Genomic DNA, 14,416 nt, shown 5'->3' with positions numbered 1-14,416 from the left:
ACGGGCTTCACACAGGAATGACACAGGTTCGGTACTACCTTTGTTATACCTTAGTACTTCTTTATTACTAGAGATGTCAGCTTTAGTCGCTGTGTTTGTCCGTATTTTTTTGGACATTGTGTGCCGTATGTAGCTCCTTTTTTAGGGTTTGAATCCCATTCGTTTTATTGACTCTTATCTCTTTTAAGATAAAATCCTTTTTGTGGGGCGGAATATGATCACCGTATTTATCAGACCATAGTCCGATTTCTATGATGATCGGTACCAAATCAATTCCTTTTTCGGTTAAGCTATAGATTATCTTCTGTTTATGATCCAGCGATTTTTCTTTTTTTACAAAACCGTTTTTTTCCAGTGTAAGCAGTCTATTTGCCAAAACATTGGTTGATATCTTTTCTTCTGAAAGCAGGAACTCATGGTAATAGCGTTTGTTAAAAAATACCATATCCCGGATGATTAATAACGACCATTTGTCGCCAAACAGCTCAAGCGCATAGTTTAAGGGGCAGTCAGACCTCATAGAAACGGAAGTTTATAGACTTGCAAATATAAACGAGTTTGCTTTATATTTGCAACTGCTTGTTAAATGCAAGTTGTTGTCGCCGATGCGACTTTTTTAAAATTGAGAATCATGAACCGAGTAGTTATAACAGGGCTTGGAGCCTTAACGCCAATCGGCGAAAATGTCGAGATGTTTTGGCAGAATCTAGTAAATGGAGTTAATGGCGCCGCGAGGATTACCAGATTTAAGCCCGACAAGTTCAGGACGCAAATAGCCTGCGAAATCAAGCATTATGATGCTTCTAAGTGGCTTGATAAAGCCGAGATTAAGCGTACCGATCAATTCACTCAGTTTGCGCTGATTGCGGCGGACCAAGCCATTGCGGACGCTGCATTGGATCTTTCGGTGTTAGATGCTTACGAAGTGGGTGTTATATGGGGGTCTGGTCAAGGCGGGATGCTTACCTTTGAAGAACAAGTGAAAGAATACGCGTCTTCGGGTTTTACGCCCCGTTTCAGTCCTTTTTTTGTTCCGAAGCTAATTGCAAACATGGCTTCCGGGTTGATCTCCATCAGGCACGGCCTAAAGGGAATCAATTATACAACCGTGTCGGCTTGTGCGACTTCGAATACCGCTATCATGGATGCATTCAACTATATCAGATGGGGAAAGGCAAAAGTAATGATTACCGGTGGTTCGGAGGCGCCTATTACAGAAGCGTCTATCGGTGGCTTTTGCGCAATGAAAGCGATGACTACGCGAAACGAAGAAGCGCACCTGGCTTGTCGGCCGTTTGACCGAGGGCGGGATGGATTCTTGATGGGAGAGGGAGCGGGCGCTTTGGTGTTGGAAGAATACGAGCACGCAGTGTCGCGGGGAGCTAACATTTACGCTGAAATCGTGGGCGCAGCGATGACTGCAGACGCATATCACATGACAGCAACCCATCCCGAGGGAGAGGGTGCTTATATGGCTATGAAATTTGCGCTAAAGGATGCGAACCTTTTGCCGGAAGACGTAGATTATCTAAATGCACATGCGACTTCAACGCCCGTGGGCGACATGAGCGAGTTAAAAGCAATCGACAGACTGTTCAAAAACAATTTCGATCGTTTAAAAGTCAGCGCTACAAAATCGATGACCGGTCATTTATTGGGTGCGGCGGGCGCGATCGAAGCCATTGCCTGTATATTGGCTATCCGCGATTCTGTCATTCCGCCCACCATTAATTTAACGGATCCGGACGAATCTATACCGGATGGCTTACAGATCGTTAAGTCAAAAGCGCTACCCCAGGATGTACAGGTAGCTATGAGCAATACCTTTGGTTTTGGAGGGCATAACGGTATTGCCGTTTTTAAAAAAGTAAAGCTGTAAAAGCCTAACTAATGCTTGGTTTTGTTTATTTTGTGACTCAAATGGTTTTTTGTGTTGGTCATATAATAAGATTGCGATGCTTAATCCGAAGCGGTTTAGAACTTTTAAAGCTTTTTATGAAACCGGCATGTGTTCAGAAACGTTTCATTTTGCGCGTGAAAGGTATATTTCCTGTTTGCCGTTTAATTTAATTATTAGACCGCAGAAGGAATCCAGTTCAGTCCGATATCGTGAAATCATAAAATAAAACACTTATCAAAATAGAAATGCTTAGATACTTTATCTTCCTAACTTTTTCGCTGTTGTGCTCTCTTTCGATTCGAGCTCAGCATATTACCTTTGAGTTGGACAGTGCCCATAATCGTACTGCTACCTATACGGAAGTGTTGAGTTTTTATCGTCGATTGGATAGCGGTTATAAGGAAGCTAAACTATTTACTTTCGGTAATACGGATGTAGGTAAGCCCTTACAGTTAATGGTATTATCGAAGGATGGCGATTTTGATCCGGCTAGTATTCGAAAAAAGGGTAAAAGCGTCATTCTTTTTAATAATGGAATCCATCCCGGGGAACCGGAGGGAATTGATGCATCCATGATGCTGATCCGCGATTTATTGGCAAACGACGCTGTTCCTGATAAAGTGGTGTTGTGCTTCATTCCAGTATATAATATCGACGGTATGTTGAACCGGGGCGTATCGCGGGTCAACCAGAATGGACCTGAACAATATGGCTTTCGGGGAAATCGGCAGCATCTCGATTTGAACCGCGACTTCATCAAAACGGATAGCCATAACTCGTGGGCATTTCAGGAGATATTCAATACATGGGATCCAGATGTATTTATGGACAACCATGCGAGTAATGGGGCCGATTACCAGTATATCATGACGTTGATCGATACACAACGCGATAAGCTAAATCCGGTTTTATCGTCTTATATGCTCAAAAACTATACAGAAGAGTTATATCAGCGAATGGGGGTGGACGGCTACAGGTTGGTACCCTATGTTGATCCGCGCGGCGAAACGCCGGAATCGGGCATCGTTTCGTTTCTGGAAAACCCACGCTACTCTACGGGATATGCTGCATTGCACAACACCATCGCTTACATGCCGGAGACCCATATGTGGAAACCCTTTACGCAACGTGTGCGGTCGACCTATGCGCTAATGAAACATTTGATCGATATTACCGATGAACAGGGAGCGCGATTATTGGAAGTGAGGGCAGAAGCGAAGCGAGCGGTTAAGGAGCATACGGTTTTTCCGCTAACTTGGACGCTCGACACGCTGAATTACAGTGCTATCGATTTTTACGGATATGAGGCTTTATATCGGCCCAGCGAAGTAAGTGGACAGCCTCGCTTATATTACGATCGCAGCAAGCCATTTACTAAAAAGATCAGGCTGTATGACCGCTATAAGCCAAAAGTGGAGGTGAAGAAGCCCATAGCTTATGTAATTCCTCAAGCCTACGAAAAGGTGTTGCGACTCCTGGCGTTGAACGGCGTAAAAATGCAGCCGTTTGATAGAGATACTACCCTGGAGCTCGAAATGTATTATATCAAAAAGTTCAATACGCTAAAAGCTCCTTTTGAAGGGCATTATGTACATAGTGATGTCGAACTGACAGCGAAGCGAATGACAGTGCCGTTTTATGCAGGGGATGTACTGGTAAAAACGGATCAAGCGATGAACCGATATATTGTGGAAACACTGGAGCCGCAGGCGGTCGATTCTTATTTTAGCTGGAACTTTTTTGATGCGGTGTTAGGGCAGAAGGAACACTTTTCGGCATATATTTTTGAAGACGAGGCAGCGCGGCTTTTGAAAAGTGATGAAGCACTTAGAACTGCGTTTGAGAACGCCAAAAAAGAAGATCCTGCTTTGGGAAAGAATGGTAGGGCACAGCTCGATTGGATTTATAAGCAGTCTCCGTATTATGAAAAAACGCACCTGCTGTATCCTGTTGGTCGGCTAATCGATTGAGCTGGCTTAATTGGAGTTGGGCATTAAAGCCCTATTGAATAGGATTTAACAACCTTTGCTGCATGTTATGAAATACCCCATTTTTATATTTTTATTGCTGTTTTCCGGTCAGTCATTCGGACAGTCGACCATCGACAAGATAGATCTACGGATTCTGGAGAATATGGCTGCGAAAAGGAGCGAACAACAGACGAAAGTAATGCGCACTATTTCAGATGCGAATAACTACGTTAATGCGGCCATACCCGCCGGCGTGTTTGTTGCGGGTGTAATCGATCAGAATAAAGATATGCGGCAAAATGCGGCTTACATTGCCAGCAGTACGGCGATTACTGCGCTGCTTAACTTCGGATTAAAAAAGGTGTTTAAAAGACCGCGGCCTTTTATCGTTCACGTCGGATTTACGGCGGTTTACGAACCCACAAGCTATTCTTTTCCTTCCGGCCATACTTCTGCCTCCTTTAGTACCGCTACGGCTTTGTCCCGCGCTTATCCGAAATGGTATGTCATTGCGCCCTCATTCCTTTGGGCGGGAACAGTCGGTTACTCCCGAATGTATTTAGGCGTTCACAATCCATCTGACGTAGCGGCGGGGGCCGTCCTGGGGATGGGGACGGCCTTTGGTATGGGGTTTTTGAGGCCCTAGCGCCTCGTATCAGATTAGTATGCGCGCCCGGTAAACAGAGAGCTATCGCCCAACAATTATTCGGCGATAGCTTTCGAAGGTGCGATTACGACGCGAGAGAATTAATTTAACTTTCCATTTATCGGCTCGTTATCTCGTATCTCTTCGGTTGCTAATTTGACCAATTGAACTGACTCATCCAGCGGGCCGAAGACCTCTGATTTTCCATCCGCTTGTCGGCCAACGCTAACGGGTACCCATTTCGTGCTATCATGTTCTACTTTGATTACATAGGTTCCTAGGGTAGAATTCAGTACCGCTTCGGTAGGTACAACGAAGTTGTTTTCATTTCCTGTCAGCGGAATCTCCACCTCAGTAATCATCCCCGGAAGGAGCTGCTTACCGCTATTGTTGACATCCATTTCAATGCGTTGTGAGCGGAGACGCGCGTCTAAGGCTCCAGCCAATCTGGCAACCTTTGCCTTAAAGAGCTCATTCGGTAAAGCTTTTACCGAAAAAGTAACTTCCTTTTGTTTGTTTAGATACGCTGAATACAGTTCGGGTACGCTGACTACCAAACGTAACTTATTTTGTTCTTGCAAGGTAAAGATCGGTGCTTCGGAGCCTTTGCCCGAAGGACCGACATAAGCACCGGTGCTTACATTTCTGGCCGTTATGATGCCAGAGAATGGCGCTCTAATTTCCAGGTAGTTTCGCGTGTCACCAACTTCGCGAAAGGCGGCCTGTGCCGCTTTCAGTTGGGCAAGATCAGAGTTCTGCTTGGCCAAGGCAAGGTCTAGGTCGTTTTGTGATACAGTGCCGGGAGTCTTACTGGTTTCCAATAGTCGCTGATAAGTCGCTTTACTTGCTAAATAGACCGCCTCCTGGGATTTCAGTCGCGATTCCGCGCCGGCCAGTTGGGAGTTTAGCTCAGGCGCTTCCATGGTCGCAAGGATCTGTCCTGCGGACACCACGCTGCCTACATCTGCATGTAGCTTTTTTACAAAACTATTCACTTTTGCGTATAAATCCACTTGTTGGTAAGCGATTAATTCACCTGGGATCTTAATGGAAGATGACAGCTGCCCTTTGGATAATTTGAATGTTTCCAAAGAAGTGTCGTCCTCTTTTGTTTTCTGGTTCTCGGCTTCAGCCTTCTGGACAGGCGAAGTACAGCGAGCGAACAGGCAGGCTATGCTAAACAAGCCGCTGGCTAATAAAACAAATCTGTAAGACTTCATATCGTAATTTTTTTAATTTTTAGTGGTGGATGGGATGTAGTGAATACTTTCTTCGTCTTCTGGATCCAGCGAAACACTTTGTGTGCTACTTTTGCTTTGTCCCCAGGCAAATACCAACGGTAGAATGAATAGTGCGGCAAAAGTAGACGCGATGAGTCCACCTATAACCGCTCGGCCTAATGGTGATGATTGATCGCCCGCTTCGCCTAATCCGCTTGCCATCGGAATCATTCCGACAACCATAGCCAAGGCCGTCATAACAATAGGCCGTAGTCGCAGCGAAGCAGCGCCTGTAGCGGAAGAAACAGCATTGCCGGTGGTTCTTCTTATCTCTTCTGCATTAGTAATTAACAGAACGGCATTCGATATCGATACACCAACTGACATAATCATCCCCATATATGATTGCAAATTTAAGGTAGATCCTGTTAGTAACAAAAGGCCAATTGAACCTAAGATAACTGCCGGTACGGTGGCTAATACAATGGCCGACACTTTGAAGGATTGAAAGTTTGCGGCTAACATGAGGAATATGACGATAATAGCCACAAGGAGGCCGCTTTCTAGGCTGTCCATCGTTTCCGTCAATGTATTGCTTAATCCGATCAGTTCCACCTCCAATCCCCGCGGCAACTCTCCCAAGGAGTCGATCGCCTTTTGTACTTCTTTGGATGCACTGCCTAAGTCCCGTTGATTTATATTGGCCGTTACCGATAACATCGGCATGGCGCCCAAATTGTCTGTTTCGCCGTAAGTGGTGCCGGATGTAATGGTAGCAACGTCACCCAATACCGGTCTAGACGCATTTTTCAATAATGGGATTTCATTGATTTCGCTGATGCTGTTCATTTTGCTCTCCGGAATCTGAACTTGTACACTGTAGCTGTTGCCGATGCGTTGGTCAATCCAGATGTTTTTATCGGTATATCGGGACGATGACGTAGAAGCAATTAGCGACCTGGTGATGTCGTTCATGTCCACGCCCACTTGCGAAGCCCTCATCCGGTCAACGGAAATGTTGATCGACGGATATTTAGTTGACTGGCCCAACTGTACGTCTCTGAGGTATTCTATTTCATTTAGTTTCTTAATGAGCTTTTGAGCAAAGGCTTCGCTCTGCTTCTTATTCCTTCCAGAGAATCTAACCTCGATGGGGGTTGGAGAGCCCTGACTTAAGATTTTGTCGGTTAACTCAATCGGTTCGAAGGATGGCGTTATTTCCGGTAGGTCTTTCAAGAAGGCTGCTCTAATGTTCTCTTTCAGCTCATCCAGATCCGTTTTATAATGCTCGTTCAGTGCTACTTGAATAACGGATTCGTGGGGGCCAGCCATCCACAGATAAATGGGGCTGGTAGAGAAAAGCGAGGGATGGAGTCCAACATAGGTAGATGTAATTGAGACGTTTTCCGGTCCGACAAGCGCTTTAATTGCCTCGATTGCTTTATTCGTTTTCCGCTCTGTTTCTTCAATCCGTGTGCCCTCCGGTGCACGTAAGCGAACCTGAAATTGGCTACCGTTCACTTTCGGCAATACATCTCGGCCGATTTGCATCATCAGTATACTTGCTAAGCCGCAAATAACCAGTAGATAGGCGACAACGATAGGTTTCCTGTAAGGCATAAGCCGTTCAATAAAACGTAAATAGCGCATGCGTAGCTTTTCAAAATATCCGACTTTATTATCGCCGTCACGATCGATCGCCTCCGCTGCTGCGATTTTTTGTTCCGCCTGTGCGTGGCGACTGTCAACTGATAGCCCTGCTAATTTAAGCTCTTCCGCATCGCTCAGGTCTGATCCATCTGCTTTTTTGTGATGTTTTGCTTTCATAATCCAATTCGCCATTATAGGGACGAAGGTTTGAGCTAGGAAATAAGAAACAATCATACTAAAGCCAATCGCCAAGGCTAAAGGGAGGAACAGCGATCCCGGTATGCCACCCATAGTAAAGGCGGGTGCAAATACGGCTAAAATACAAAAGAGGATTAAGAGCTTAGGGAAGGCGATCTCCTTACAGGCATCCCAAATAGCTAAGGCTTTTGGTTTGCCCATATCAAGATGTTGGTGAATGTTTTCGATGGTCACGGTACTTTCGTCTACCAATATACCAATCGCTAGGGCAAGGCCGCTGAGTGTCATGATATTGATGGTCTGTCCGAAGAGGTTAAGGAATAAAACGCCCGATATAATGGATGTTGGAATGGTTAAAATGACAATGAGTGCCCCTCGTAAATCGCCAAGGAACAAAATGACCATTAAGCCTGTGAGTATGGCTCCAATGGCGCCTTCGGTCAATAAGCTCATTACAGCATTCATCACATAAACCGACTGATCGAATTCGTAGCTCACTTGAACGTCTTCAGGTAGTTGGCTTTGTATTTTTGGAACCGCTGCTTTTAACTTCTGGACAACCTCCCATGTAGAGGCATCTGCACTTTTCGCTACGTTCAGATAAACGGAGCGTTTGCCGTTTACCAATGCATAGCCGGAAGTAATGTCGGCAGCGTCCTCTACGGTTGCCACATCCCTTAAATACAAGTTTTGTACGCCGCTTTTAAAGAGCGGAATGTTTTCAAAATCGCGTACATCCTTAATGGTGGTATTGGTTGGCGTAATGTAGTTTTTATCGCCTATGCGTACATTCCCCGATGGGGCCGTTTGATTATTTAACTTCAAAGCTTCTACCAGTTGGTCGGGAGTCATGTTATGAGACCTCAGTAAGGCTGGGTCGGCTTTGATTACGATGGTTCGGACGTTTCCTCCAAACGGGGGAGGAGCCACTAAACCGCTGATGGATGTAAACGAGGAGCGGACATAGGTGTTGGCTAAGTCGGCCAGCTCGTTGTTGCTTCTGCTTTTACTGCTGAGCACCAGCTGGCCAACCGGCAATGTAGAAGCATCAAAACGGATGATAAACGGCGGGTTGGACCCTGGTGGAAAAATTGCCTGAATACGATTGGTGAAAGAGGCCAGTTCAGCCGCCGCCTGGGCCATATTTGTGCCGGGATAGAAATTCAGCTTCATTAAGGTAAGGCCTTGAATATTTTTCGTCTCTATACTTTTTAAACCATTCGTGTATAGGAGTATATTGACATATTGCTTGGCGAAGAACGACTCCATTTGTTCCGGAGTGTAGCCTGTAAATGGGTGAGAGATATAAATTACAGGCATGTCAAGTTTAGGGAAGATATCGATCTTAATGGAAGTAACTGCTTTTATTCCAAAGAAAAATAGCCCTGCTACTATAACCATAATGGTTATGGGTTTACGTAATGCAAAGCGAATTAAATTCATAGTGATTTATTTAAATACTTTTTAACTATTTTTTGTACGGGACAATAAATCCTAAGGCGTTACCTTATCAACAAATAAGCTGAAATCGCCGGAAGCTGCTGCCTTATACAATAAGGCTTGCCAAACATTATTGTAGGCAATGTCTCGGTCTGTCTCCGCACGTATCAACGCATAAAGTGCTTGTGTTACGTCGACTAAGTTGGTGAGTCCGTTTTTATAGAGTACTGATTTTTGCAAAAACGCATCAGATGCCGCCTTAACCTGCGTTGGTACTTCATTATAGTTGCTTAATGCGTTTTCAATTTTTGTATCGGCCAGTATCAATTGTGCATGAATTTGCTGATTTGCCAGTTCAAATTCATTTGTCAGCGCATCGTTTGTAAAGCTTTGCGCCTTCACTTGTTTGGAAACGCGAAGCGGTTGGGTTAGGTTCCAGGTTAGCCCGATGCCAATAAGGTAGTTCGATCGGGTTGGCCGTATACCATCAAAGTAATTGGTGGTATATGACTGCTGATTACTGGCGTAGTCGCTATGGAAACCAGAGCCTCTCGTCTGAAAAACACCAACGAGCGAAAGGGAAGGATAATATAAAGTCTTTAAATATTTCTTTTGTTCTTCTCCAACGGCGATGCGCGACTGATACCAGCGTAACGTGGGATGTTTAGTTACATCGCTATCCGTTGTCTGTTCGATGCCTACAGGGACATGTGAAATGAAGAAACTGTCTAAGGTAAACTCGGCAGGCGGAACACCCATCAGTTGGGCTAATTGGTTGCTTTGCTCTTGTTCAAAATTCTTCGCGTTAGTAAAGGCGATTTTTGCGTTGGAGACCTCCGCATTCGCTAAAGAGGAGTCTACACCCGCAATAAGTCCGTTCAGTGCGCGCGTGACCACCACCTGCCGGAAGGTGTCGGCGCGGAGTAAGTTTTTTTTATAGGAAAGCGTTAGCTTTTGTGCTGCTAATAAATTTAGATAGGCCGCTGAAACTTTAATTTGATGATTAAAGAGTTCCTGTTGCAAATCCATCTGATCTCGTTCGGCCACTTCTTGGGCTACCTTGATCCGCTCTTTGGCTTTTCCGAACGCAAAGAACTCCCAATTAACATTGGCTAAATAAAGCGAGCCAAAAGCTGCATTCCAGTTCTGGTTGGCCAAAGGCAAGCCCGAGGAACTGACTCCAAATCCGCCAAAGCCGTAAAGGGGTCCATTCTGGCCATTGACGGTTCCATAATCCTGTTGTGCAGATAGCGTTAGGTTAGGGAGATAATCTCGTTTAGATTGTTCAACCGACGAAAGAGATGCTTTAGCGTAATTTGCCTTCGCTTTTACACTTCCATAATTGTTAACGGCTAATTCAAGGGCCTGTTTAAGAGACAATTTTTGCTGTGCCCAAGTGTGTTGTGCTAGTATTAACGATAAAAGGCTTGAGATGCAATACCTAATTATCCAACGGAATGAAGATTTCACAAAAAATTAAAGTGTTGTTAGTATCTTTTGTGAAATTGAGGAATAATTTTGAAGAGAATTTGAAGGACTGGCCTAAATATTTATTAAATTTTTATTCCAGTGTAACAATTTTATTGCCGGCTTCCTCCGTTGTTACTTTATTTGCTTGAGCGGAAGTGGCAGCTGCCGGACTTCCGAAGCGAACGCTTACAATGTGGTACCCTTGTTCGTAGATATATTGGATGTCGAAATTGTTCAATTCGCAAATTCGTTTAACGATAGCGAGGCCTAAACCGACGCTATTACTACATTGATTGCTTTTCTTAAAGCGTTGGAAGAGCTCCTCTGTCGGGAACACGGGTTCGGGCCCGGTATTTTTAATGAGGATCCCCTGTTGATTTATTTCTAAAAAGATACTTCCATTTTTTACATTATGCCTGATAGCATTGCTAAGTAAGTTGTCAAAAAGCATGTCTGCTAATGCCGCGTTGATGCTAACGGTTATGTTCGGTTCAATGAGTTGCGTTACTTTGAGTTCTTTAATGGTGATCCTGTCCTCATAAATAGTAAGTAACTCGGTCGTCTGTTTGGTGAAGTTTATCGCTGTCGTCGCTTCAAATTCTTGATTCTCCAATTTAGTCAGTAAAAGGAGCGAGTGATTGATTCGGGATAGTTTTTCAATCGCATTTTGCATATCGGCTATGAGCGAAGCCTGATTCTGTTGAATATCGGTCTCGGTGAGTAGTTCCAGCTTGCTGCGCAAGACTGCTAAAGGTGTTTGTAATTCGTGCGAAGCGTTTTCACTGAATTCTTTCACCTGACTATATTCGGTTACAGCCTTATCCGTCATTTTTTTTAAAAACTGATTGAGCTCTTGAAATTCTTTCGTATTGGTGGCGGTAAGCCTCAATGCTTGCTTTTTTTTGATAGAGAATTTCTGGATACTTTTTAACGTTTGGTTAAAGGGCGATAGGATCTTTTTTGAGACTACGCGCACCGTCAGTAGTACCGCTAAAGCAATCAATAAGGTTTTTAGTATCGCCGTTAGAATCATTCCCTTCAGAATCTGGTTTGATTGCGTGACATAGTTATAAGAAGATACCTGATAGTTGACCCCATTAATGGTATAGTAAGAGCTGACGGTAATGCGGCACTCGTCTGTAACAGAGGCGGTGCTGTCGCATTTTTGTTTTTGTACTTGTACTTTTTCCTTTGGCAAAATGCCGTCTATTTTCTGAATAGCAATTGGCCGCCCCTGTGAATATTGGTCAGGCGCGATTCCTGCCTTCAACTGTTCCGCCACTTCATTGTTGACGGCTTTTAAACGCTCTATTTCAGAGTTATCGATGCGGTAGCGTATATTACTCAAGGTTGTAAACATACTGATTGGCGTTACCAATAAAATAATCGCCAAAAACCACAGTGTAAATTTATCCGCTAATTTCATTGTCAGAATTAATGTAAGCCTTTGTTCGTATTGAATTTGTATCCCAACCCGTAAATGGTATCTATATAGTCGTCTCCGCCTGCCGAGTTGATTTTCTTTCGTAGATTCTTAACATGCTGATAAACGAAATCGACATTGCTCAGATTATCTGTATAGTCGCCCCAGAGATGGTTGGCAATGGCCTGTCGTGATAGGACTCGATTTTTATTTACCAAAAAATAAAGAAGAAGTTCGAATTCCTTTCTGGTGGCATCGAGCTCTTTTCCATGTATTTTTAATTCAAAGGTATTGGTATTTAGCGTGATCTCATTAAAAGAAACAATATTATTGCCATTTAAATTTTTCCGCCGGTGAATGGCCCTTAACCGGGCGTGAAGTTCGGGTAAATGAAAGGGTTTGGTAAGATAGTCGTCGGCTCCTTCTTCGAGTCCTTTTATTTTGTCATCCAAGGCACCTTTCGCAGAAATGATCAAAATGAACCCATTGATACGCTCAGCTTTTATAAAGTCGAGCAATTCGAGGCCATTTCCATCGGGTAGCATAAGATCGAGAATAATACAATCGTAGGTAAAAAAGAGCAACTTTTCGCGAGCCTCATTGGCTGCAAATGCCAGCTCACAAATGTAATTTTCACCAGCTAAATAATCGTAGATGCTGCTCGCTAACTCTCTATTGTCTTCTACTACCAGTATTTTCATTACATACAAATTTATTCTATAAGCTAAGCATAACCTAAGGAGGGGCGTCTATTAAGTTCGTTATTTACCGATTTTTTTAACTTTAATTCACAAAGGTGCTGTTTTTATTCCAATCGGTAAATATTAAACCCTGAATGCTGCCAGCTGTTGGACAAGATGGCTTCGAATTTTGAATTAATTTTGAAGCAACTGCTGCGTGATAGCCTACGCATTTCTGGCTGTAAAGAACCTCGTAAAAGGCGCCAAACCGAACCCAGTCTATCGCACCACGCGGGGATTGGCGAGGACACGGCACCAAGAATTTGACTCAAGGCTTACAGCTGTGGTTCTTGTTTGAAGGATAGGAAAGTTAAATTTGCGTAACTATGATAGAAAAAATTCCTTTGTCGGCCCTAGAGCTGGCTGTAGTAGTTGAGGGCGGAACCGCTCGGACAGCTATAGATAGTAGCGTAAAAGTGGCGCAACATATAGAAAAGTTGGGGTACCGACGGATTTGGTTGGCGGAACACCACAATATGGAGCATATCGCCAGTTCGGCAACCGCCGTATTGATAGGACACGTGGCCGGTAACACGGAGAAAATCAGGGTAGGATCTGGCGGTGTGATGTTGCCGAATCACACGCCCTTGATCGTTGCAGAACAGTTCGGTACCTTGGAAACATTATACCCAGGGCGCATCGATTTAGGTCTGGGGCGGGCGCCGGGTACCGACCAGTTGACAGCAATGGCCTTAAGGCGTAACAATATGCACGCGGCTTTCCAGTTTCCGGACGATGTAAAGGAGTTGCAGCAATTTCTGCATGCAGACAATGTGGACAGTAAGGTTCGCGCTTTTCCGGGTGAAGGGTTGGATATTCCGATATGGATATTAGGTTCAAGTACAGATAGCGCTCATCTAGCCGCCCGTTTAGGTTTACCCTATGCTTTTGCAGCTCATTTTGCTCCGGCCCAATTTCAGGCCGCTATTGCTATATATAAGCGGGAATTTCGTCCATCGGTGCAATTGCAAGAACCTTATGTAATCGCTTGTGTTAATGTAATCGGCGCAGAAACGGATGATGAAGCGGCGTACCTTTCTTCTAGTTTATACCGAATGTTTATTGGGATTTTAACGGATACCAGACAGCCGTTGCAACCGCCGAATCCCATTTCCGCTTCTGCATGGAGCCCGGAAGTTCAGCACGCCGTAAATAATATGACAGCCTGTACTTTCGTCGGTAGCAAAGACACCCTCAGGCGCGAATTGTCTGCTTTTATCGATCATACAGGCATTAATGAATTAATGGCGACAAGTTATATATATGATCTGGAAAAAAGGCTTGCCTCTTTTACTATATTAAAAGAAGCATTACAAAACGATTAATAGTAAATGAAATCAATTTAAGCGATATGATTGCTCAGTTTTTTGGTGCCGTGTTTGGTTTGTTGGCCGTAATATTAGGAGCTTTTGGTGCGCACGCCTTAAAAAAGAAATTTACCGTTGATCAACAACAGAGTTTTGAAACAGGGGTAAGATATCAAATGTATCATGCTATCGTTTTGTTGATAGTAGGACGTTTATATGATGATGCGCCTTTGTATGGAACAATTAGCTCGCTTTTTATTGGTGGTGTGCTTTTGTTTTCATTCAGTATTTACGGTTTATGCCTTAGTTCAGCTTTTGGCCAAAAGCTGCGGTTTCTGGGTCCGATCACTCCCCTGGGCGGACTCCTTTTGGTAGGGGGGTGGGCTTTATTGATTTATCAAATCTTCCAACAGTAACCCGACGTGTTTCTCGGGTTACTGTTGGAAGAAGCT

At 44.2% G+C, this 14,416-nt stretch carries 11 protein-coding genes; 5 read left to right on the top strand and 6 right to left on the bottom strand.

Annotated features, from left to right (window positions below; translation table 11 throughout):
• Positions 1 to 82: 82 nt before the first annotated feature.
• Positions 83 to 520, bottom strand: a complete 438-nt coding sequence (locus tag EPX21_RS00910) for a helix-turn-helix domain-containing protein (RefSeq protein ID WP_134087794.1) — start codon at positions 518 to 520, stop codon at positions 83 to 85.
• Between the two features lie 111 nt (positions 521 to 631).
• On the opposite strand from EPX21_RS00910, the gene fabF reads away from it, so the two are divergent.
• The 3 genes from fabF (at position 632) to EPX21_RS00895 (ending at position 4,516) form a co-directional block, all read left to right on the top strand.
• On the top strand, positions 632 to 1,879 hold the full coding sequence (gene fabF / locus EPX21_RS00905) for a beta-ketoacyl-ACP synthase II (RefSeq protein ID WP_134087793.1): 1,248 nt from the start codon (positions 632 to 634) through the stop codon (positions 1,877 to 1,879).
• A gap of 266 nt (positions 1,880 to 2,145) precedes the next feature.
• A complete protein-coding gene (locus EPX21_RS00900; protein ID WP_134087792.1) occupies positions 2,146 to 3,870 on the top strand; it encodes a M14 family zinc carboxypeptidase in 1,725 nt (574 codons plus the stop codon).
• A gap of 67 nt (positions 3,871 to 3,937) precedes the next feature.
• Positions 3,938 to 4,516 carry a phosphatase PAP2 family protein gene (locus EPX21_RS00895; protein WP_134087791.1) on the top strand — a complete coding sequence of 193 codons (579 nt, stop codon included), beginning with the start codon at positions 3,938 to 3,940 and terminating at the stop codon, positions 4,514 to 4,516.
• A gap of 101 nt (positions 4,517 to 4,617) precedes the next feature.
• Here EPX21_RS00895 and EPX21_RS00890 read toward each other — a convergent pair whose 3' ends face one another.
• The 5 genes from EPX21_RS00890 to EPX21_RS00870 form a co-directional block, all read right to left on the bottom strand.
• Positions 4,618 to 5,736, bottom strand: coding sequence for an efflux RND transporter periplasmic adaptor subunit (locus EPX21_RS00890; RefSeq protein WP_134087790.1), 1,119 nt, complete (start codon positions 5,734 to 5,736; stop codon positions 4,618 to 4,620).
• 12 nt (positions 5,737 to 5,748) lie between these two features.
• A complete protein-coding gene (locus EPX21_RS00885) occupies positions 5,749 to 9,027 on the bottom strand; it encodes an efflux RND transporter permease subunit (RefSeq protein WP_134087789.1) in 3,279 nt (1,092 codons plus the stop codon).
• Between the two features lie 51 nt (positions 9,028 to 9,078).
• On the bottom strand, positions 9,079 to 10,404 hold the full coding sequence (locus tag EPX21_RS00880) for a TolC family protein (RefSeq protein ID WP_240768439.1): 1,326 nt from the start codon (positions 10,402 to 10,404) through the stop codon (positions 9,079 to 9,081).
• A gap of 181 nt (positions 10,405 to 10,585) precedes the next feature.
• Positions 10,586 to 11,920, bottom strand: a complete 1,335-nt coding sequence (locus EPX21_RS00875; RefSeq protein WP_134087788.1) for a HAMP domain-containing sensor histidine kinase — start codon at positions 11,918 to 11,920, stop codon at positions 10,586 to 10,588.
• A gap of 8 nt (positions 11,921 to 11,928) precedes the next feature.
• Positions 11,929 to 12,618, bottom strand: coding sequence for a response regulator transcription factor (locus tag EPX21_RS00870; RefSeq protein ID WP_134087787.1), 690 nt, complete (start codon positions 12,616 to 12,618; stop codon positions 11,929 to 11,931).
• Positions 12,619 to 12,983: 365 nt separating this feature from the next.
• Between EPX21_RS00870 and EPX21_RS00865 the strand changes: the two genes are divergently transcribed.
• Positions 12,984 to 13,982, top strand: a complete 999-nt coding sequence (locus EPX21_RS00865; protein ID WP_166670646.1) for an LLM class flavin-dependent oxidoreductase — start codon at positions 12,984 to 12,986, stop codon at positions 13,980 to 13,982.
• 26 nt (positions 13,983 to 14,008) lie between these two features.
• Positions 14,009 to 14,380: a DUF423 domain-containing protein gene (locus EPX21_RS00860; protein ID WP_134087786.1), complete on the top strand. Its 372-nt coding sequence runs from the start codon at positions 14,009 to 14,011 to the stop codon at positions 14,378 to 14,380.
• Positions 14,381 to 14,416: the final 36 nt, after the last annotated feature.

The organism is Olivibacter sp. XZL3 (assembly GCF_004368405.1).
Taxonomy (GTDB): Bacteria; Bacteroidota; Bacteroidia; order Sphingobacteriales; family Sphingobacteriaceae; genus Olivibacter.
The sequence above is the reverse complement of the archived record's forward strand: the minus strand, read 5'-3'. Positions and strand labels throughout refer to the sequence as shown.